The sequence below is a fragment of the Pedococcus sp. P2_E2 genome (assembly GCF_056403955.1).
The window spans coordinates 162,891-181,648 of the sequence record NZ_JBFUEM010000007.1; the positions used below are offsets into that span (position 1 = coordinate 162,891).

Annotated in this window: 20 protein-coding genes and 1 tRNA gene; 12 read left to right on the top strand and 9 right to left on the bottom strand. The window is 70.1% G+C overall.

The genetic code is table 11. From position 1 onward, the window contains the following. Window positions 1-117: 117 nt before the first annotated feature. On the bottom strand, window positions 118-1,668 hold the full coding sequence (locus tag AC1DWR_RS16265; protein WP_477624792.1) for an MFS transporter: 1,551 nt from the start codon (window positions 1,666-1,668) through the stop codon (window positions 118-120). Window positions 1,669-1,767: 99 nt separating this feature from the next. Here AC1DWR_RS16265 and AC1DWR_RS16270 point away from each other — a divergent pair, with 99 nt between their 5' ends. The 4 genes from AC1DWR_RS16270 to AC1DWR_RS16285 all read left to right on the top strand — a co-directional run bounded on the left by AC1DWR_RS16270 (window position 1,768) and on the right by AC1DWR_RS16285 (window position 4,537). After that, a complete protein-coding gene (locus tag AC1DWR_RS16270) occupies window positions 1,768-2,751 on the top strand; it encodes a helix-turn-helix transcriptional regulator (protein ID WP_477624793.1) in 984 nt (327 codons plus the stop codon). Between the two features lie 25 nt (window positions 2,752-2,776). Next, on the top strand, window positions 2,777-3,232 hold the full coding sequence (locus tag AC1DWR_RS16275) for a VOC family protein (protein ID WP_477624794.1): 456 nt from the start codon (window positions 2,777-2,779) through the stop codon (window positions 3,230-3,232). An 82-nt stretch (window positions 3,233-3,314) separates the two neighbouring features. Next, window positions 3,315-4,319, top strand: coding sequence for a hypothetical protein (locus tag AC1DWR_RS16280; RefSeq protein ID WP_477614462.1), 1,005 nt, complete (start codon window positions 3,315-3,317; stop codon window positions 4,317-4,319). 32 nt (window positions 4,320-4,351) lie between these two features. Beyond that, window positions 4,352-4,537, top strand: a complete 186-nt coding sequence (locus tag AC1DWR_RS16285) for a hypothetical protein (RefSeq protein ID WP_477624795.1) — start codon at window positions 4,352-4,354, stop codon at window positions 4,535-4,537. Window positions 4,538-4,664: 127 nt separating this feature from the next. Here AC1DWR_RS16285 and AC1DWR_RS16290 read toward each other — a convergent pair whose 3' ends face one another. Beyond that, complete coding sequence (locus AC1DWR_RS16290) at window positions 4,665-5,363, bottom strand: hypothetical protein (RefSeq protein WP_477624796.1); 699 nt, start codon at window positions 5,361-5,363, stop codon at window positions 4,665-4,667. Window position 5,364: 1 nt separating this feature from the next. Then, entirely contained in the window at window positions 5,365-5,775 is a 411-nt protein-coding gene (locus tag AC1DWR_RS16295; protein ID WP_477624797.1) for an SgcJ/EcaC family oxidoreductase, read from the bottom strand. 92 nt (window positions 5,776-5,867) lie between these two features. On the opposite strand from AC1DWR_RS16295, the gene AC1DWR_RS16300 reads away from it, so the two are divergent. Next, window positions 5,868-6,497: a TetR/AcrR family transcriptional regulator gene (locus tag AC1DWR_RS16300; protein ID WP_477614458.1), complete on the top strand. Its 630-nt coding sequence runs from the start codon at window positions 5,868-5,870 to the stop codon at window positions 6,495-6,497. A gap of 229 nt (window positions 6,498-6,726) precedes the next feature. Here AC1DWR_RS16300 and AC1DWR_RS16305 read toward each other — a convergent pair whose 3' ends face one another. Further along, window positions 6,727-7,152: a hypothetical protein gene (locus tag AC1DWR_RS16305; RefSeq protein ID WP_477614457.1), complete on the bottom strand. Its 426-nt coding sequence runs from the start codon at window positions 7,150-7,152 to the stop codon at window positions 6,727-6,729. Window positions 7,153-7,182: 30 nt separating this feature from the next. After that, window positions 7,183-7,917 (bottom strand): TetR/AcrR family transcriptional regulator, encoded by a 735-nt coding sequence (locus AC1DWR_RS16310; RefSeq protein WP_477614456.1) that lies wholly within the window; start codon window positions 7,915-7,917, stop codon window positions 7,183-7,185. Window positions 7,918-8,138: 221 nt separating this feature from the next. Between AC1DWR_RS16310 and AC1DWR_RS16315 the strand changes: the two genes are divergently transcribed. The 4 genes from AC1DWR_RS16315 to AC1DWR_RS16330 all read left to right on the top strand — a co-directional run bounded on the left by AC1DWR_RS16315 (window position 8,139) and on the right by AC1DWR_RS16330 (window position 11,574). After that, on the top strand, window positions 8,139-9,260 hold the full coding sequence (locus AC1DWR_RS16315; protein WP_477614455.1) for a glycosyltransferase: 1,122 nt from the start codon (window positions 8,139-8,141) through the stop codon (window positions 9,258-9,260). A 225-nt stretch (window positions 9,261-9,485) separates the two neighbouring features. Beyond that, a complete protein-coding gene (locus tag AC1DWR_RS16320; RefSeq protein ID WP_477614622.1) occupies window positions 9,486-10,037 on the top strand; it encodes a sigma-70 family RNA polymerase sigma factor in 552 nt (183 codons plus the stop codon). Beyond that, window positions 10,034-11,086: a hypothetical protein gene (locus AC1DWR_RS16325; RefSeq protein ID WP_477614454.1), complete on the top strand. Its 1,053-nt coding sequence runs from the start codon at window positions 10,034-10,036 to the stop codon at window positions 11,084-11,086. Before AC1DWR_RS16320 ends, AC1DWR_RS16325 begins: the two co-directional genes overlap by 4 nt. A 161-nt stretch (window positions 11,087-11,247) precedes the next feature. Then, window positions 11,248-11,574: a hypothetical protein gene (locus AC1DWR_RS16330; protein ID WP_477614453.1), complete on the top strand. Its 327-nt coding sequence runs from the start codon at window positions 11,248-11,250 to the stop codon at window positions 11,572-11,574. Between the two features lie 132 nt (window positions 11,575-11,706). On the opposite strand, the gene AC1DWR_RS16335 is transcribed toward AC1DWR_RS16330, so the two are convergent. Next, window positions 11,707-11,779: transfer RNA gene (locus AC1DWR_RS16335), tRNA-Arg, on the bottom strand. Window positions 11,780-12,260: 481 nt separating this feature from the next. On the opposite strand from AC1DWR_RS16335, the gene AC1DWR_RS16340 reads away from it, so the two are divergent. Continuing rightward, entirely contained in the window at window positions 12,261-14,105 is a 1,845-nt protein-coding gene (locus AC1DWR_RS16340) for a phosphoenolpyruvate carboxykinase (GTP) (RefSeq protein ID WP_477614452.1), read from the top strand. 116 nt (window positions 14,106-14,221) lie between these two features. Here AC1DWR_RS16340 and AC1DWR_RS16345 read toward each other — a convergent pair whose 3' ends face one another. Then, window positions 14,222-15,028: a DinB family protein gene (locus AC1DWR_RS16345; RefSeq protein ID WP_477614451.1), complete on the bottom strand. Its 807-nt coding sequence runs from the start codon at window positions 15,026-15,028 to the stop codon at window positions 14,222-14,224. Beyond that, on the bottom strand, window positions 15,025-15,624 hold the full coding sequence (locus AC1DWR_RS16350; RefSeq protein ID WP_477614450.1) for a mycothiol transferase: 600 nt from the start codon (window positions 15,622-15,624) through the stop codon (window positions 15,025-15,027). The genes AC1DWR_RS16345 and AC1DWR_RS16350 overlap by 4 nt, the downstream gene beginning before the upstream one ends. 61 nt (window positions 15,625-15,685) lie before the next feature. Here AC1DWR_RS16350 and AC1DWR_RS16355 point away from each other — a divergent pair, with 61 nt between their 5' ends. After that, window positions 15,686-16,645 carry a helix-turn-helix transcriptional regulator gene (locus tag AC1DWR_RS16355; RefSeq protein ID WP_477614449.1) on the top strand — a complete coding sequence of 320 codons (960 nt, stop codon included), beginning with the start codon at window positions 15,686-15,688 and terminating at the stop codon, window positions 16,643-16,645. A 53-nt stretch (window positions 16,646-16,698) separates the two neighbouring features. Beyond that, window positions 16,699-18,198 carry a hypothetical protein gene (locus AC1DWR_RS16360; RefSeq protein WP_477614448.1) on the top strand — a complete coding sequence of 500 codons (1,500 nt, stop codon included), beginning with the start codon at window positions 16,699-16,701 and terminating at the stop codon, window positions 18,196-18,198. A 16-nt stretch (window positions 18,199-18,214) separates the two neighbouring features. Here AC1DWR_RS16360 and AC1DWR_RS16365 read toward each other — a convergent pair whose 3' ends face one another. Further along, window positions 18,215-18,685, bottom strand: a complete 471-nt coding sequence (locus AC1DWR_RS16365; protein ID WP_477614447.1) for a hypothetical protein — start codon at window positions 18,683-18,685, stop codon at window positions 18,215-18,217. Window positions 18,686-18,758: the final 73 nt, after the last annotated feature.

Consider the following 18,758-nt stretch of genomic DNA (forward strand, 5'->3'; position numbering starts at 1 on the left):
GAGGGCGACCGACCCTGCCGGCGACCGACCCGCCGGCGGACGCCGAGTGAGCGCCAACCCACTCTCGAACCTGGTCGATGAGTGGGTTGGCGCTCACTGAGAGTCGCCGCCGGGCGTTCAGTCCTGCGCGGGCAGGCTCGGCATCGCGGGCAGCTGCCGCGCGACCACTGCCGCCACGAGCATGAGCCCGACGAGCACCGCGAGCGCCACCTCCATCGCGGGTCGGAACGTCTCCACCGGAGACGCAGACCCGTGCGCGTCGACGACGGAGAAGAAGAGCGATCCCAGCACCGCCACCCCGGCCGCACCCGAGAGCTGACCCGTCGTGCTGAACAACCCCGATGCCGACCCGGCCTTGTCGACCGGCACGTCCGCGAGCGTGAAGACGCCGATCGGCGAGACCATCAACCCGAACCCGGCACCGGCCACCACGAACCCCGGGAGGAACGTCCAGACCGAGGTCGAGGCGTCGGCGCCGTGGACCGTGGCGGCGAGGACCACGGCACCGGCCGCCCAGGTCAGTGCACCGATCTGCAGCACCCGTCGACCGATCTTGGGTGCGAGCACGGCCACCCCGACGCCCGCGAAGACCGTCGTGGTCAGCGCGAACGGCACTCCCGCGAGCCCGGCCTTCAGCACCGACCAGCCGAGACCGGCCTGCAGGTAGATCGTCTGGCACAGGAAGTAGGAGGCCATCGCCATGAACAGCAACGAGTTCATCGCCGAACCGGCGGCGAAACCCCGGCCACGGTAGAGGCTGAGCGCCACCAGCGGCTCGCGAGCGGCGCGCTCGGCCCGGACCTGTGACCGCGCGAAGAACCCGAGCACGACCGCACCAGCGGCCATCGCGGCATACACCCAAGCAGGCCAGCCCAGCTCGCGACCCATGGTGAGGGGGTAGAGCACGGCGAGCAGACCCACAGCGAGCACCGTGACTCCACGCAGGTCGATGCGCGGGCGTTGCGTGGCAACGGATTCCGGCACCCAGCGCAGCGCGGCCACCATCGCCAGCGCCCCGAACGGGACGTTGACGAGGAAGATGGCGCGCCACCCGAGACCGCCGAGGTCCGCCTCGGTCAGGAGGGCGCCGATGACCGGCCCGAGCACTGCCGACAGTCCGGCCAGCCCGGTGAAGAGCCCCATCGCCTTGGCCCGCTCGTGCGGCGCGTACATCACCTGGAGGCTCGACAGGACCTGCGGGATCATCGCCGCGGCCGCGAGTCCCTGCAGCGCGCGGAAGCCGACCAGCGCCTGGGCGTTCGGGGCGAAGCCGCACGCCGCCGACATGAGGGTGAAGCCGACCAGCCCGCCGAGGAAGACCCGCTTGCGCCCCCACAGGTCACCCAGGCGCGATCCGGTGATCAGGCCGACGGCGAACGCCAGCGGGTAGGCCGCCACCATCCACTGCAGCTGGGCGGCGCTGGCCTGGAGCCCCGCCTCGATGGTCGGCAGGGCGACGTTGACGATCGTGGTGTCGAGGAGCTCCATCGTCGAGGCGAGGAACAAGCTGAGCAGCGCGATGGTCCGTGCCCGTCCCAGCGGCAGCGCGCCCCGCGCCACCGCCGGGGTCCCGGGCTGCGTGGCGTCGCCACTCGTGGCCTCGTGGCTGTCGACCGGCGGGTATGCCGTGTGCTCACCCTCGCGAGGCACCTCCAGCGTGGTGGTCATGTCCTTCTCCTGACGTGGTGGTCTGCGGATTTCTGTCATCACCGACGCTAGGGAGAGATCCGGCCACTTTCTGACCGCTATCTCAGGCATCCTGAAGTCATGGCCAACACCAGCTCCCGCACCCTGCGACTGCTCTCCCTGCTCCAGACCCACCGGTTCTGGGCCGGGCCCGAGCTGGCCGACCGGTTGGAGGTCTCCGAGCGCACCCTGCGTCGCGACGTCGAGCGCCTGCGCGAGCTCGGCTATCCCGTCGACTCGGTGCGCGGCGTCGAGGGCGGCTACCAGCTCGGAGCCGGCGCCACGATGCCGCCCCTGACCGTCGACGAGGACGAGGCGATCGCCATGGTGGTGGCGCTCAACGGAGCAGCGCAGCTGACGTCGGGTGCGCTGTCGGAGGCGTCGGTCAGCGCCCTGTCCAAGGTCGTGCAGGTGCTGCCGCCCAAGCTTCGTCGGCGAGCAGAGGCGCTGCGGGCAGTGACCGACGACGCGCCCTTCTCCGAGGCACCGGCAGTGCAGGCCGAGGTCCTCGCGGCCGTCGCCCAGGCCACGCGTGACACGGAGCGCATCCGGTTCACCTACCGCGCGCGGGGCGGCCAGGTGGCGGGTGAGGACGTCCGGCGCCACGTCGAGCCGCACCGCCTGGTCACGGTGGGTCGGCGCTGGTACCTGCTCGGCTACGACCTCGACCGGCAGGACTGGCGTTCGTTCCGGCTCGATCGCCTGACCGAACCGTTCGGGACCCGCTCACGATTCCGGGCCCGCGAGATCCCGGGAGGCGACGCCGCGGCCTACGTGCGAAAGGGACTGTCCCGCAACGAAACCCGTGTTGTCGTGCGCGCCACGGTGAGGGCATCGGCAGAGCAGGTGGAGAAGCGCACCGGGCGCTGGGCGCGCGTCACCCCCATCGACGACACCTCCTGCCGACTGGAGATGGACGCCGTGCACCCGGGGTGGGCGGCGTTCGGGCTGGGTGTGGTCGACGCACCGTTCACCCTCGAGGAAGCCACTCCGGAGGTGCTCGAGCTGCTGCGCCTGTGGTCGTCGCGCTTCACCGAGGCAGCCGGCACAGTCCAGAGCGGCTGACGGACCTCGGTGCGAAACTGCCGACATGACCGCGAACTGGCACCTCACCGTCGACTGCGCCGACACCTCCCGACTCGTGACCTTCTGGTGCGCGGCGCTCGGCTACGTCCCCGAGCCGGCCCCTGCCGGCTGGGACTCGTGGCTCGACTACTGGCGAGCGGGCGGCATACCCGAGGAGGAGCTCGTCGGTGCCGAGAACGGCAGCGGGGCGATCGTCGACCCCGAGGGGGTGCGACCGCGCATCTGGTTCCAGGAGGTGCCCGAGCCCAAGTCGGTCAAGAACCGGCTGCACATCGACGTCCGGCACACCCCGGGACGCGAGGCGATGCCGTACGCCGCGCGGAGGGCGAGCGTGGACGCCGAGGTCGAGCGGCTGGTCGCCCTGGGCGGGAGCATCGCCTACGTCAATGCCCCCGACGGCGCCGACTACTACGCCGTGACGCTGCGCGACCCCGAGGGCAACGAGTTCTGCGTGGTGTGACAACTGTGTGGCGTGACGGCTGCGTGGTTTGACGGCAGCGTGGTGCGACCGAACCGGTCCGGCCACCTGAGAGGCTGGCCCGGTGCTGACGACCAACGACATCGCCAAGTGCGAGAACTGGTTCGAGGACCACGGCCTGCCCTACTTCGTAGAGTCCGGCCACGAGGCGATCCAGAGGGCGCTGGCCCCCCGCATCGTGGGCCTCTGGGCACTGGCCGCCGTCGTCCCGGCCGTGGTCGTCACCGTCGTCGCGCTCAACCTCGACCTCTCGGGCGGCGCGGCTGTGGCTGCGGGCCTGCTCGTCGCGGCGGCTGTCGCGCTGGGTCGGGCCATCCGCGTCTTCCGCGTCGGGCGGATCGGCCGGTGGGCGCTGGCCCACGCCTGGGAGAACCGTTCGCTCATCGGACCCCTCGCGACGAGGGCGCTGCCGTTCCTGCTGCTGTTCATCACCTTCCTGTTCATCAACACGGAGGTGTGGCAGGTCTCCTCGGCTCTGCCGCGACCGCTGCTGTGGGTCTGCGTCGGCATCTTCGCGCTGCTCGCCGTGGCGTTCCTCGCACCGTCGTTCGCGAGTGAGATCGAGCGGGTCGGCGTCGAGGTCGAGGGAGAGCGGCTGGCGTCGACCTGCCAGGGGACACCGGTGGCCTCGGCTGCGCGGGAGATCTTGTCCGAGCCGCACCTCGCCACCGAGGTCGCCGGCATCCGGCTGCCCAAGCTCCAGCGTCGCAACCTGATGCTGATGCTCTTCATCGCCCAGGCGATCCAGATGCTGTCGCTCGTCGTGATCGTGTTCGGGTTCTTCGTGGTCTTCGGCTCGATCGCGATCCGACCGAGCGTCATCCAGGCCTGGGTGGGCGAGAAGCCGCACTACACGGGCCCGTTCCACCTCATCAGTGACGAGCTGTTCTCCGTGGCGGTCTTCCTGTCGGCGTTCGCGGGTCTCTACTTCACGGTCCAGGCCGTCATCGACCAGAACTACCGTCGCGAGTTCTTCACCCGGATCCAGGACGACCTGCAGCGTGCCATCGGCGTCCGCAAGGTCTACGTGGCCCTGCGTGCCCACCTCACCACACCGCGGACCGACTGACCGCGCGAGCACCACGACGTAGGCTCCAGGCTGTGAACCGTCGCCTCTCGCTCGTCATCGGTGTCGTGCTCGTCCTCATCGGAATCGTCTGGACCCTGCAGGGCCTCGACATCCTCGGCGGGAGCGGCATGAGCGGGGTGGGCATCTGGGCGGTCATCGGGCCCTTCGTCGCCCTGATCGGGGTCGTCGTCGCCCTCGGCGCCCGCCGCCAACGCTGACGCATCCGGTATGCCGGCCCGGCGCCGACCTCGCGTCGGTTCAGCAGCCGGCCCCTCCGTCAGCCCGGTGCCCGGGGATGCAGTGCAGGCCCGCCGGGGTTCGGCGGGCCTGCCCTGAGCGGTCGCCTCAACGGCGCAGGAGCCGTACCCCGGTCCCGAGCAACCAGAGCGCCAGTCCCGCCTGGAACGGGAAGAGCACCGTGAAGGCCACGTTGCCCGTCGCGACGAGAAGGGGCGCGGACGCGGCATACCCGAGGCCGCCGATGACGGCGACGACGGCGAGGACCCAGGCCGGCCGCGTGCGCGCGGCACGAGCCACGAGCACGGCGACCACGGCACCCGAGATCCCGACCAACGGTGCCGAGGCGACCTGCAGCAGGACGTGGAGGTCGAGCACGGGTGTGGCCTCGTGGTGCTCCAGCGCGTGCGCCTCGCCTGCGGCCAGGAGGTGTGGGAGGACCTCGAGCGCGCCGAAGACCCAGGCGACCGACGCCGCAGGAAGCCACCGTTGGACAGAGGGACCGAAGGTGTGGCGTCGCCAGGCCTCGACGAGGCCTGCCGCGGCGAGGACGCTTCCGACGAGGAGGACCCAGTGCGCCGGCGCCCACGCGGGGCTCTCGAACATCGACAGCAGGTGTGCGTTGACGGTGTCTCCATGGCCATGCGGGTGGAGCTGACCGCCCAGCGCGATCCCCAGACCGCCCGTGGCGAACAGGATTGCGACGAGGCGACGACTGGCGCGCGGGGCCTGGGGGCCGGCGCCGGTCGCTGCCGAGTGGCTCGACCGTGCTTCGTTCGCGGACGGGGCCACGACCGGGGCGCCCATCTCAGACCACCACGAGGGTGTTGTGGGTGGAGACGATGCGCCACGCCCCGTCGGCCTGCCGGACGATGACGCTGGTCGACAGGGCCTGGTGCACGCCTGCGAGGGGCCCGGCGGGGCTGTCGAGCGTGTTGGCCGAGAGGGCGAGGACGACGTCGGCAGCGAGGGCCTCTGCGCGGACCAGCTCCATCCGGTTGACGCTGCCGGCATAGACGCTCGCGAAGATCCCGGCGTGGCCGGCACCGATGGCGTCGGCCCCCAGGAGGCGGTCGCCGCGGATCGTGACGAACGAGGCGTCAGCGGTGTAGACGGCGCCGAAGGCCGCTCCGTCCGCGGCGTTCCAGGCGGACTCGAGGCGGGCGAGCGCCTCGGTCGCCACGGTCTGAGCCTCGGTGGTCAGGGTGGATGCGTTCATGGTCGTGCTTCCTTTCGCTGAGTTGGTATCTATTCATTAGTGATGCACTCAGTGAATATAGAATAACTCAGCGAACCTGTACAGTGGTTGTCGTGACGACTTCTCGCACTTACCGATCCGAGCTCCGGGAGCAGCAGGCAGAGCGCACCCGCGAGCTCATCGCCGCGGCAGCCCGCACGCGGTTCCTCGAGGGTGGCTGGGCCGGGACGAGCGTCCGGTCGGTGGCGCAGCTGGCAGGAGTGTCGGAGGCGACGGTCTACAACGCCTACGGGAGCAAGGCCGGGCTGGCGAGCTCGCTGATCGACGCCGCCGAGCAGAGCGCGGACGTCCGCCGAGTCGTCGCCGAGCTGAGGGAGCACGAGGGCAACCCGGTCGAGCAGCTGCGGGCGTTCGTGGCCTTCGACCGACGGCTCTTCGAGCTGGGTGGCGACGTGCTGCGGCTCCTGGCCGAAGCCCGACGCCAGCACCCCGAGCTCGGTGCGGCCTACCAAGAGGGCAGGCGCCGGGGCGAAACCGAGCGCGCCAAGCTGTTCGGCTCATGGCCCAAGTCCTTGTGGCACAAGGGGATCAGCCTCAGCGTCGCCCTCGACATCTACGCCGTGGTGGTCTCGGTGGAGAGCTTCGTCATCGCGACGGAGGAACGCGGGTGGACCGGCGACCAGGTCGAACGGTGGTGGCAGACCACCCTGGTCCAGCTCCTGTTCAAGCCCAACCGGGCCTAGCCCCCCGCAATCTCGATTGGCGCCGCCGGAGTGCGCCAGCGGGGCGTGCACCCATCACTTGCGGCCCTGTCGCCGGGTTGCGTACCCGAGGAGGAAGGCGCCACCGCCCTCGTCATTGCGTAGCCGACGATCAAGGCCAGCACCACGGCCACACCGACTCTCACCACCACGTGCCCACCGCGCGTCAACATGTCACGACTAGCGAGAGTGTGTCTCGTAGCTTGGCGTGCTACCGCGGCTGAGCCGTGGGGTGCTCCCCTGTCCGCCGCGGTGGTGAATGCCTGTCGTTTCGGTAGGCGGACGCGACCAGAGCGGTTCGGACAAGGCCGAGCAGTGGCCCGAAAGGCAGCGCAAAACCGATCCAGAACACGAGCTCGAAGGGCAGGAGTGCATAGCTGACGGCCGGCGCGTGGGGAGCGCCGGCCCAGAGGATTGCGGCCAGTGTGACCTCGGCGATGCACACCGTGAGGAATCCGACCAAGAGGGCGGTGCTGGTCGTCAGGCCGATCCGTTCGAATGGGCCGTTGCCGTAGGTCGGGAAGCCCAGGAAGTTCCAGACGTGTCCGGTCTGGGCGAAGTGGCGGATCCCGAAGAGGCACGGGAGGCCGAAGCCGATCCCCAGGAACGCGCTGACCGAGCTGGCCGCCCGCGCCATCCTCTGGCCCCTGTGCATTGGAACTCGCTCTCACCTCTCTGCACTCGTATCGACCGTCTTGGTGCTGGCCGCGCGCAACCCCCGACGTCGCGTGTCTCGACCTGAGTGGTCGATCAGTTGTGCCGAGAGCAGCTCGCGCAGCAGGGCTGTGGTGCGCGAGTGCGACCATCCTCGGCCGGTCCGGATCGACTGGTACACCTCGGCACTGAAGAGCACGACCAAGATGTCGGTGGCCGCCGCCTGTGTCAGTCCTGGTCGCAGGCCGCCGGGTTTTCGCGCGATGATGCGGATGATCTCTCGGTAGGACTCGACGCGTCGTTGCTCGCTGACCTGCACCACGGCGGCCGCTTCGGGGTCGCCACCGGCACCGTGAAGGGTGGCGACGAGCGGTGCCACCCGCTGGAGGATCCCGACGCCGTTGGTGAAGAAGACGGTGAAGGCCGCCTCGGCTGTGGGGCTGTCGTGGAACTCGCGCCACCATTGGTGCCAAGGCAGTAGTTCGGTGATGTCGGGGGCGACTGGCGGCCCAGGCCAGCGATCGAAGCCGCCGATCGCTGCTCCCAGTGACTCTTCGAGGAGCGCAGCTTTGGTCCCGAACGTGTAGTAGATCGTCGGGACCGCCACGCCTGCCCTCTTGGCCACTTCGGTGATGGTCGTCCCGACGTACCCGCGCTGGCAGAACAGGTCGTACGCGGCCTCAACCATCCGGCGCCGGGTGGCAAGGGCTCGGTCCGCGCGGGTCGTGGGGGTAGACAGCGGCTCCATGGAGGCTCACTATAGTGTCACTATAGTGAGGAAGGGGAGGGCGGATGAAAATTCTGTTCGCGTCACCGCCGGCCGATGGACACTTCAACCCCCTGACAGGTATCGCCGCCTACCTGGCCGATCGTGGGCATGACGTCCGGTGGTATGCCGGACCGGCGTATGGCGCCAAGCTCGACAGGCTTGGCATGCGCTGGTTTCCCTACCGTCGGGCGACGGAGCTCATGGCCAGCAACATCAATGAGGTGTTCCCCGAACGTGCTGCTCTCAAGGGGCCGCGGCTGATCTCCTTCGACCTCGACAAGTTCTTCGTGAGCCAGGTCGACGAGCACTTCCAGGACCTCGAGGACATCAGGCGGGACTGGCCATTCGACGCGATGGTGTGCGATGGGGCGTTCTACGCCGAGCAACTCGTCGCCGAAGCGCTGCGTGTACCGGTATACGCCATCGGCCTGTCGATGGTGTTGTCTGACGGCCAGGGGCCGCCACCGTTCTTTGGGTTGCGGCCCGCGCGCACGCCCGTGGGCCGGATGCAGCATGCCGTGGCCCGCAGGCTGCTCGCGAGCGCCATGAAGGCTGGAACCACGCACTACAACCAGATTCTCGCCCGCCATGACCTGGCGCCGATTCCCCCCAACGGCTTCCCTCACGAGCCGATGCTGAGGACCGAGCGGGTCTTTCTCAACGGCTCCCCGGGACTCGAGTTCCCGGGTTATCAGCCGCTTCCGAATGCCGAGTACATCGGGCCGCTGTTGCCTGCCCGCCCCTCGACCAGCCCGAGGGTCTCGCTGCCTGCTGCAGTGGTGGACACGTCGCGGAAGGTGGTGGCGGTCTCCCAAGGCACCGTCGACAACACCGACCCCGGCAAGCTGATCATCCCCACCATCCAAGCGCTCAAGGACTCCGACTACGTCGTCGTCGCCACGACTGCCGGTGCCCACACCCAGGCCCTGCGTGCGCGTTTCCCCGAACCGAACGTGATCATCGAAGACTTCATCAACTACGACGACCTGTTCCCGCACGTCGACGCGTTCGTTACAAGCGGCGGCTTCGGAAGCAACCTCGTGGCATTCCTGCACGGCGTTCCTGTCGTGGGTGCCGGAAAGCGCGAGGGTAAGAACGACATCAACGCACGGGTCGGCTACAACCACCTCGGCGTCGACCTGCGCAGCGAACGCCCGAAGCCAGCGACAATCCGGCGGGCGGTCCAGAACCTCCTCCACGACCCCACGTACGCGTCGAAGGTCGCCGCACTACGGGCGGAACTCGACGCCTACGTCCCACTGGCCACGATCGAGAACGCGCTACTGCGGCAGTCCGCACCCTCCCGCCAGTCGCACGGCTAACGATCTACCGGGTAAGTCGCGGCGGTGTGTCGCGGCGGTGTGTCGCACCTTCGCTCGTTGGCTGGCCGCCCGGGGTCCGCCTCTGGCTTCGCGACGTGGTGCTGATCTCCAACCTGCGGTGGATCCGCTGGGATAGCCGCCTTGGGACGGTGGCGGGGTGGCTCGACGTGGTGAATGGTTGCCGCGGGTGTCAACCCGCGGGTGTGTCTGGGGCGATTAGTGGGCATGATGAACGCGCCGCAGGTCGGCGCCCGGCCGCACAAGCCGGGTGGGGGGCTGTCGCCTGCCTTCACGGGGCGGGGCCGGTCGTTCGAAGACTTCTATCGTGCCGAGCTTCCGGGCCTGGTGGTTTTGGCGCGGGCGCTGGCGCCACCGGGGTTGGCCGAGGATGTCGCGCAGGAGGCCATGATGGTGGCCTACCGCCGGTGGTCGACGATCCGGGAGTTGCAGCACCCGGAGGCTTATGTGCGCCGGGCCTGCGCGAATCTGGCGGTGTCGCAGTTCCGTCGCCGACTGGCTGAAGCAAGGGCTTTCCGACGCTCGGGGCCGCCTCAGATCGTCGACCAGCTGGGCGGTACCGGCGAGTTCTGGCATTTGGTGCGATCCCTGCCGCGGCGCCAGGCGCAGGTGGTGGCGTTGCACTACGTGTGCGACCTGTCGGTCGCGGACGTGGCCCGCACGCTGGAGGTGTCCCAGGGGTCCGTGAAGGTTCACCTGAGCCGTGCCCGGCAGTCGTTGGCGCGCACGCTAGGCGTTTCGCTGGAGGTGAAGTCATGAGCCTGGAGGAGCTGGCTCGCAGCGCGACCGCGGACCTGTGGGCGGAGACCACGCGCACACTGGACGTCGACGCCAGGTTCCGCGACCTGCGCCACGACCGCACCCGCGGGCGGGTCGGGTGGATGGTCGCCGCCGCAGCTGTCGCCGCGCTAGTCCTGCTGGTCGTCAGTGCCCCGTGGCCGCGCCGACAGGCCCTGCCAGCCGCCCCGACGCGGCCCGCAACCGTGGAGTCGCTGGTGTTCCAGAACGGCACGGGCCTGACCGTGGTCGCTGGGTCGCTTCCCGCCCTGACCGGCAAGGTCAAGACCGGTGCGCCTGCACCAATGTCGTTCTCCCCAGACGGCTCGAAACTCGCCTACGGCGCCGGCGATGTGCACGTGGTCGACGTCAACACCGGAACGGACCGCAAACTCGGGGCGTGCCGGCAACCTTCGTGCCCGGTGGCGTGGTCGCCGGACTCCGCGCAGGTCCTCACAGCCTCCCCGAATGGACTGGTCCGGATTGCGGTCGAGGGGGGCGAAGCGAGCACCGTGCCCCTGCCGGCGGGCTGGTCCGTGACCGGTCTGGACGTGAACGCGGCCGGCCGGATTGCCCTGACCGGCATGACCAACGCGGAAGCGTCGGTCATGACGGTCGAGCTGGCAGGTGGGCGCCCCCAGGTGCTGTTCAAGTTCGGGCCGTATCCGGACCTGGGCGATCCCCGCTGGTCGCCGGACGGTCAGAGCTTCATGTACCTGCAGTGGCGCGGACTTCGGGACGGCCACAGCAACGACCTCTCCGTGCGCTCGATCCGCGCAGACGGGCTGGACCTCCGCGTGGTCGCCCAGTTGGGGCACTGCGAGTGCTTCGCCCCAGTGCGACCGTGGATGGACCTGTCGCCCACTGGGCGGGTGGCCGTGTCCACGCTGAACCAGAACCGGGCAAACCTGGTCGAGATCGGGGCCGACGGCCGCCTCACCACCATGCTCTCCAATGCCGCCAAAGGCACGCCAAGCGGGATCGGCACCGTCGCCTGGCAGTCCGCGCCGGGCACCACCCCAGCGCGGTGAGCGGCGTGGATCCTGCCGTGACCACCGCCCCGGAGTAGCGCAGGTCATCCCTCTCCTAGCCCCACCCCATCCCCACCTCACCTAGGCAGCGCCACCGGCCTCGTCCTGTGTCGTCACGGTCGCCGGTGCCTGGAGCAGCTCACCGAAGAAAGGGATATGTCATGAAACTCACCCACACCGACCACGCCGGTACTGCCACCGCGGCCACCACAGTCGCCCTGGTCCTGGTCGTCCTCGGCGTCGTCCCAGTCCGGGCATCGGCTCGCCAATCCGCAGGTGCCGTGCAAACTCAGCAGTCCGCCATAGCCGATAGCGACCGAGTGAAGTCCCGGATCGCCTATGGCTCGACCCTCTTCGCCACCTGGGCCACGGTGACCAACGGCAACTCCTCGGCCAACGCTGCCGAGCACCGCAAGGAGCTCACCGGCGGCCATGCCGGGTCGGCCAACGCAGCCGAAGCCCCGGCATTCAGGCCGGACCTTCGGTGAGCAAGCGGGGGCAGCGCGCGGGTGACGGAGCCGTGGCTGACCAGGACTGCGGCTGTCCGCACCTCCGGAACGAGCAGGGCCCCGACCGCGTCTCCGCAGGTCAGGGTCCCAGTCGTCTGTCTCAACGCAGAGTGCGCCCGAAGGGATTCGAACCCCTAACCTTCTGATCCGTAGTCAGATGCTCTATCCGTTGAGCTACGGGCGCGAATGTCGCCCTGAGATTCCTTGTGGGATCGCCCAGAGCAACGACGGGAAAGACTACCGGCTCGACCCCGCGCCGACGAAATCGGTATGCCGCCCGCCTGGGGCGCGCACGCGGCATACCCTCGCGTCGGTGGCCGGACCGACGGGCCGGGACGGCGCTGGGTCGCCCTGAACGCGGCCCGGCGGCCACGGGCGGCCAGGGGGGGCCGCGTCTCGAAAGGCAAGAAACGCAACGGTTTTCGCAGCCTTCTTGCAGCGGTTGCAAGAAGGCTGCAAACTCACCCGACGTACTCGCCGGTTGTGAGGCTTTTCACGAGCGATCTACGACCCTCGCGGTATCTACTGGCGCGTAGGGGGGCGTACCTTGGCCAGATCAGGAGCGTTCACCATGTGGACACGCGGTCGGATGACCCGTGTCGGCGTGGACGCATCACCTCATGATCCGGGCGGCACACACCCGGGCGAAAGGGACGGCCGATCACATGACGACCGAGGCGACGCAGACTGACCAGCGCGCAGGCGGCACCACGCACGCCGGCCTGCAGGCATGGGTCGACGAGGTGGCAGCGATGACCACCCCCGACCACATCGAGTGGGTCACCGGCTCCGCCGCCGAGTGGACCCGACTGACCGACAAGCTCGTCGAGGCCGGCACCTTCGTGCGCCTCAACGAGGAGAAGAAGCCCAACAGCTTCTACGCAGCCTCCGACCCGACCGACGTCGCCCGGGTCGAGGACCGCACCTACATCTGCTCCGTGGACGAGAAGGACTCCGGGCCCACCAACAACTGGATGGACCCGAACGAGATGAAGGACCTCATGCGCGGGCTCTACGCCGGCTGCATGAAGGGCCGCACGATGTACGTCATCCCGTTCGTGATGGGTCACGTCGAGGCGGAGAACCCGATGTTCGGCGTCGAGATCACCGACTCCGAGTACGTCGTGGTCTCCATGCGCGTGATGGCCCGCACCGGCGTCAACGTGCTGCGCCGCATCGAGGAGCTCGGCGAGCACGCCAAGTACGTCCCCGCGCTGCACTCCGTCGGCGCCCCGCTCGAGCCGGGCCAGCAGGACGTGAAGTGGCCCTGCAACCCCGAGAAGTACATCGTCCAGTTCCCCGAGGAGCGGATGATCTGGTCGTTCGGCTCCGGCTACGGCGGCAACGCCCTCCTGGGCAAGAAGTGCTACTCGCTGCGCATCGCCTCGGCGATGGCCCGCGACGAGGGCTGGCTGGCCGAGCACATGCTCATCCTCAAGCTCATCTCCCCCGAGCAGCAGGTCTACTACATCGCCGCCGCGTTCCCGAGTGCCTGTGGCAAGACCAACCTCGCCATGCTGGCCCCGACCATCCCCGGTTGGAAGGTCGAGACCCTCGGCGACGACATCGCCTGGATGCGGTTCGGTGAGGACGGTCGCCTGTATGCCGTGAACCCCGAGTTCGGGTTCTTCGGCGTCGCGCCCGGCACCAACGAGCACACCAACCCCAACGCGATGAAGACCATCAACAAGGGCAACTCCGTCTTCACCAACGTCGCGCTCACCGACGACAACGACATCTGGTGGGAGGGGCTGGAGAACACCCCCGCCCACGCCACCAGCTGGAAGGGCCAGGACTGGACGCCCGACATCGGGGAGGCAGGCGAGCTGTCCAGCCACGCCAACAGCCGCTACTGCACCCCCATCGAGCAGTGCGACATCCTCGCCCCTGAGTACTACGACCCCAAGGGTGTGCCGATCTCGGCGATCTTCTTCGGCGGCCGCCGCAAGACGACCGTGCCGCTGGTGACCGAGTCCCGCGACTGGATCCACGGCACCTTCATGGGCGCCACGCTCTCGTCCGAGACGACCGCCGCCGCGACCGGTGCCGTCGGCGTCGTGCGCCGCGACCCGATGGCGATGCTGCCGTTCATCGGCTACAACGCCGGCGACTACTTCCAGCACTGGGTCAACCTCGGCAAGGACGCCGACGCCTCCAAGCTGCCGAAGATCTTCTACGTCAACTGGTTCCGTCGCGACGAAGAGGGTGGCTTCCTGTGGCCGGGCTTCGGCGAGAACAGCCGCGTCCTCAAGTGGGCCATCGAGCGCATCGAGGGCAAGGCTGCCGCCGTCGAGACCCCGATCGGCCACGTGCCGACCCCGGAGTCCCTCGACACCTCCGGCCTCGACATGAGCGACGCCGACATCGCGGCCGCCCTCAAGGTCGACCCCGAGGAGTGGAAGGCCGAGATCCCGCAGATCGAGGAGTGGTTCGCCAAGTTCGGCGACACCCTCCCCACCGCGCTCCAGGTCGAGCTCGACGGCCTCAAGGCCCGCCTCGGCGTCGAGTGACCACGCACTAGCAGGTATGCCGCCCACGCGGCATAGCGACGAAAGGCCCGGAACCCCTGTGGTTCCGGGCCTTTCGCGCGCTGGCTCGCAGACGAGAGTGCACGACACGCTGGGCGTCAGGGGGCCGCGTCAGCGTGTCGTGCACTCTCGAGGGTGGTGAGGTCGCGGGTCGCGTACTGGTGGTGGTACCACTCCTCGTTGACGATGCAGCCCACCACGTCGGCGACCAGGAAGTCCGACGGCTCGGGGTAGCCCGGCTCGGTGACCGGGGTCGTCCGCCCCACGAGCTTCTCCTCCGTCAGCCCGTCCACGACGGCGCGCATGCTGGCCATCCGGTCGCGCCGCAGCTCGAGCACCTCGTCGAGCGAGGGTCGCGCCGACCGGTCGCGAGGCACCTCGGGGATGTCGCCCATGTCGTCGTGCGGCAGGTCGAGCGGACTCCAGGGGGCCGGGTCGCCCAGCAGCGCGCGACGGATCCAGGCATCCGTGGCGAAGACGAGGTGGCGCAGCGTCTCGATGAAGGACCATTCGTCGTCGACCCGCTCGTGCAACAGCTCGGGGTCGAGCTGCTGGGCCCGCTCGACCGTCTCGGCCCACCGGCGCTCGAGGATGTCCCACGCCTCGCGGAACTCCGCCGGCGTGTGGGGCCGCATCTTCGCGCGGTCGGGCTCACGGCGGTCCAGCTCGGCCTCGACGAACTCGGTCACGTCGACACCGTTGACCGTGAGCCGCTCCACCTCACCGGAGATCTCGACGTCGACCAGTTGTGACCCGCTGATCTTCGCCCCCTTGAGGGCGACGTTCCTGAACCGCGCGTTGACCAGGTAGGTGTCGTCGAAGACCGCGTCGGTGAAGTCGAACCGCCGGAACGTCGTCCCGCGGTGGGCACTGTCGAAACCTGGGTGCTCGTCGTGGTCGGTCATCGCGTCTCCCAGGTCCACTCGCCCGACACCGGCTGCCAGCCGGGCGGGGGGTCCTCGCCGACGCGGCCGTCGACGGCTTCGCGCAGCAGGTCGGCGTGACCGGTGTGGCGGCCGTACTCCTCGACCAGGTCGAGCAGCAGGCGACGCAGGTTGGCGTGGTTCCCCTCGTCGTCGTGTGCCTCGACCGCCCGGTCCAGCCCGCCGTCGGCCAGCGCCTCGCCCACCCTCGCCCTGGCCCGCGACACCGCACCGTCGTAGAGCGCGTAGAGGACCTCGGGTGGGTCGGTGGCCGCCGACTCGAACTCCCAGTCGTCGTTGCCGTCCCAGCCGTTGTCGTCCCAGGCCGGGTCCATCGGCGCACCGGTCAGCTGCACCGTGAACTTGTAGTCCTCGTTGGAGGCGAGGTGTTTGAGCAGCCCGCCGAGGGTGAGGCTGGAGGCGCCGACGCGGGCGTTCAGCCCGGCGGAGTCGAGCCCGTCGGCCTTGTAGCGGAAGGTGGCCCGCAGCCGCTCGAGGGCGCCCAGCAGGGCCCCCTCCTCGGTGCCGGCCAGCGGTGGCTCCCACGGGGTCTCGGTCACGGTGTCTGTCGTAGCCATGACTGCACGGTAGAACCGGTTCCGGACGTTCGGCTACCGCATCAACCCCTACCCTGTTGTCATGTCGTCCTCCGACACCAGCCCGACCGCGCGGGCCCTGCTCGCCCTCGAGCTGGTCCAGGGCAACCCAGGCATCACCGCCGGGCGCCTCGCCGACCGTCTGGGAGTGACCGAACGCGCGGCCCGCCGCTATGTCGCGATCCTGCGGGAGGCCGGCATACCCCTGGAGTCCGAACGTGGCCCCTATGGGGGCTACCGCGTCGGCCGCGGCCTGCGGCTGCCCCCGCTGATGTTCGAGGCCAGCGAGGCCCTGGCACTGGTCATGGCGGTGCTGGACGGACACCACCAGGCGGCGGACCCCTCCGACCCCGCAGGAAGTGCGCTCGGCAAGATCGTCCGGGCCCTCCCTGAGCCCGTCGCCGCCCAGGCGGAGGCGGTCCGCCGGGCCACCGCGCCCGCGCCGGACCGGTCCGCCGCGAGGCCGAACCCCCAGACGACGACCGCCCTCGTGCAGGCCAGCATCGACCGGGTCCGGGTACGGATCGGCTACCGGACCGAAGCGGGACGCGAGTGGTCGCAGGAGGTCGACCCGTGGGCCGTCGTGGTCCGCCACGGGCGCTGGTACCTCCTGTGCTGGAGCCACGCGGCGACGGCCGTGCGCGCGTTCCGGATCGACCGGGTCACCGCAGTCGCCACGCTGGTCGAGGCGTTCGTGCCGCCCGCGGACCTCGACCCGGTCGCTGAGCTCGAGGCCCACATGGCGGCCGGGTGGGAGTACGCCACCGACGTCCTCGTGGATGCCCCACTCGAGACCGTGAGCGGCATCCTCCCCCGCGGGCTCGGCCGGCTCGAGGAGGTCCCCGAGGGCGGCACGCGGCTGGTGGGGAGCACGAGCAACCCCACCTGGTATGCCGAGCAGCTGGCCGTCCTGCCCGTCCCCTTTCGCATCGTGGGCGGCCCCGAGCTGCGCGCTGCCGCGCAGCAGCTCGCCCAGCGGATGGCAGCCGCCGCCCACGACTGACTGGGTGGGTCTGAGCCGTCCGCCCGTCGCCCGCAACACGGCATACTCGCCGCATGGCGCAGAGTGGCTCACCACGCAGTGACTCCCACCAACCGCACGGGGTCGTCTTTCCCGAGGTGGACGGCAAGCGAAGCACGTCAGCGCTCGGGCGGGCCGTCGTCGCGGACGCCTTGCGAGGGGTGGACCCGGTCGGGGCACAGGCCGCGGAGCGAGAGACCAACTGGCGCCAGGGCTACCTGACCCACTTCAAGCGCTTGGTCGAGGCCGGCCTGCTGCGCGACGGCGAGGCGGCGGTCGACGTCGCGCGCGCCGGGCTGGACTCCCTCCACTCGCGCATGCGGGCCACGACGCCCAACGGGGAGGTGCCCCTCGATCAGGCCTTCGCGACGGGACGGGATGCGGCCCTCGGCACGGCGACGGTGCGGGGCACCGGCGAGCGCGCGACCGAGCTCAGCCTCCCGATGCACGGCGAGCGGCTGCGCGGTGATGCCCTGCACAGGCAGCTCGACGACTGGACCACTCGCGGCATCATCGAGCCCTCCGCGGCCGAGGCAGTCCGCACCGTGATGGCCAACCCGGAGTGGCTCGACCTGAGCGACCAACGCGTCGTCGTGCTCGGAGCCGGTGCCGAGATGGGACCCCTGCGCTCGATCCTGTCGTGGGGAGGGGAGGTGGTCGGCGTCGACCTGCCCCGTCCCGAGATCTGGAAGCGCGTCCTGAACGTCGCGGCGTCGTCGGCCGGGACCCTGCACCTGCCGGTGCCCGCCGAGGCGCGCTGGTCGGTCGGCGACCTCGCCACCCACGCCGGAGCGGACCTGCTCCACGGCCTCCCGGCCATCGCCGACTGGCTCACCGACGTGGAAGGGCCCATGGTGCTCGGCAACTACGTCTATGCCGACGGCGCCACGAACGTCCGGGTCTCCACCGCCGTCGACGCGCTCAGCACCGAGCTGATGACCCGACGGGCCGATGTCGCCCTCGCCTTCCTGGCCACGCCGACCGATGTCTTCGCCGTGCCGGGCGAGGCCGTCGAGCACTCCACCCGGAGCTACCGCGGACCGTCCACCCCGATGCGGCTGGTCCGGCCGGCGCTCCGGACGCTGAGCGGCGGCCGGCTGTTGCGCCGCAACTACGCGCCCGGCACCAACCCGGGACTCAACGACAGCCTGGTCCCGCAACAGGGGCCGAACTACGCTCTCGCCAAACGACTTCAGCGGTGGCGGGCCACCGTGGCCCGCCGCGACGGCCGCACCGTGTCGCTCAACGTCGCGCCTCCCACCCGGACCCGCTCGGTCGTGAAGAACCGTGCCCTGGCCAGCGCCTACGCCGGTGCGCACCGGTTCGGGATCGAGGTGTTCGAACCGGCCACGAGCAACACGTTCATGGCCGCCCTCCTCGTCCACGACCTGCGGACCGAGCCCCACAGCCCGACCACCCCTTGGCGCGAGGAAGCGGCGGGTGCCGTGCACGGCGGGCTGTGGCGGACCGCCTACGACCCGCGCAGCGCCCTCGGGATCGCTGTCGTGCTCGGTCTGGGCTCAGCCAGGACCTGAAGTCACTGGCGGCGGGTCAGGTCGTGCCGGCGTTCGGGTCGGCCGGAGCCTGCTGGAGCTGGCTCCCGGGGAGCTGCGACGAGCCGCCCGGCGCCTGCTGCAGGGTCCCGGGGGCCTGCTGCCCGAACCCGCGGCCACCCTGACCCGGCTGGCCGAAGCCGGGTCGCTGGCCGCCACCCGGGCCGAAGCCGCCCTGCTGGACCTGACCGCCGCCCAGCGAGGTGCCCGGCGGCACGGCGGCGGCAGCGGCCGCCGCCCCCATCGACGAGATGCCGATGGCGAGGGCAGCGGCGATCGCCGTCTTGCGGCCGGTCCACGTAGGCGGGTTGAGCGCCGGCGCCGTGTCCGGCGCGAGCGTGACCGACGCGGCCGTATCCGCTGCGCTGGGAGGTGCAGTCGGCGCGGGAGCCGGCCGCGCGGCATACGGGATTGTCTGGGTCTGGGCCCACGGGAGCTCGGTGGTGTCGTCCGTGCGCGGGGTCGTCATCGGGTCTCCGAACGTCGAGGAGTGAGGTGGTCGACTCCGAGACTTCGCCGGTCGGCTGTGGCGATCCTGTGGG

Bases quoted from the DNA above. Each gene is read 5' to 3' on its own strand.
- AC1DWR_RS16265 (WP_477624792.1), bottom strand. From the start codon at position 1,668: ATGACCACCACGCTGGAGGTGCCTCGCGAGGGTGAGCACACGGCATAC.
- AC1DWR_RS16365 (WP_477614447.1), bottom strand. From the start codon at position 18,685: ATGACGACCCCGCGCACGGACGACACCACCGAGCTCCCGTGGGCCCAG.
- AC1DWR_RS16295 (WP_477624797.1), bottom strand. From the start codon at position 5,775: ATGAACGCATCCACCCTGACCACCGAGGCTCAGACCGTGGCGACCGAG.
- AC1DWR_RS16360 (WP_477614448.1), top strand. From the start codon at position 16,699: ATGGCGCAGAGTGGCTCACCACGCAGTGACTCCCACCAACCGCACGGG.
- AC1DWR_RS16305 (WP_477614457.1), bottom strand. From the start codon at position 7,152: ATGGCGCGGGCGGCCAGCTCGGTCAGCGCGTTCCTGGGGATCGGCTTC.
- AC1DWR_RS16355 (WP_477614449.1), top strand. From the start codon at position 15,686: ATGTCGTCCTCCGACACCAGCCCGACCGCGCGGGCCCTGCTCGCCCTC.
- AC1DWR_RS16345 (WP_477614451.1), bottom strand. From the start codon at position 15,028: ATGACCGACCACGACGAGCACCCAGGTTTCGACAGTGCCCACCGCGGG.
- AC1DWR_RS16315 (WP_477614455.1), top strand. From the start codon at position 8,139: ATGGCCAGCAACATCAATGAGGTGTTCCCCGAACGTGCTGCTCTCAAG.
- AC1DWR_RS16350 (WP_477614450.1), bottom strand. From the start codon at position 15,624: ATGGCTACGACAGACACCGTGACCGAGACCCCGTGGGAGCCACCGCTG.
- AC1DWR_RS16340 (WP_477614452.1), top strand. From the start codon at position 12,261: ATGACGACCGAGGCGACGCAGACTGACCAGCGCGCAGGCGGCACCACG.
- AC1DWR_RS16330 (WP_477614453.1), top strand. From the start codon at position 11,248: ATGAAACTCACCCACACCGACCACGCCGGTACTGCCACCGCGGCCACC.
- AC1DWR_RS16270 (WP_477624793.1), top strand. From the start codon at position 1,768: ATGGCCAACACCAGCTCCCGCACCCTGCGACTGCTCTCCCTGCTCCAG.
- AC1DWR_RS16320 (WP_477614622.1), top strand. From the start codon at position 9,486: ATGATGAACGCGCCGCAGGTCGGCGCCCGGCCGCACAAGCCGGGTGGG.
- AC1DWR_RS16275 (WP_477624794.1), top strand. From the start codon at position 2,777: ATGACCGCGAACTGGCACCTCACCGTCGACTGCGCCGACACCTCCCGA.
- AC1DWR_RS16290 (WP_477624796.1), bottom strand. From the start codon at position 5,363: ATGGGCGCCCCGGTCGTGGCCCCGTCCGCGAACGAAGCACGGTCGAGC.
- AC1DWR_RS16325 (WP_477614454.1), top strand. From the start codon at position 10,034: ATGAGCCTGGAGGAGCTGGCTCGCAGCGCGACCGCGGACCTGTGGGCG.
- AC1DWR_RS16310 (WP_477614456.1), bottom strand. From the start codon at position 7,917: ATGGAGCCGCTGTCTACCCCCACGACCCGCGCGGACCGAGCCCTTGCC.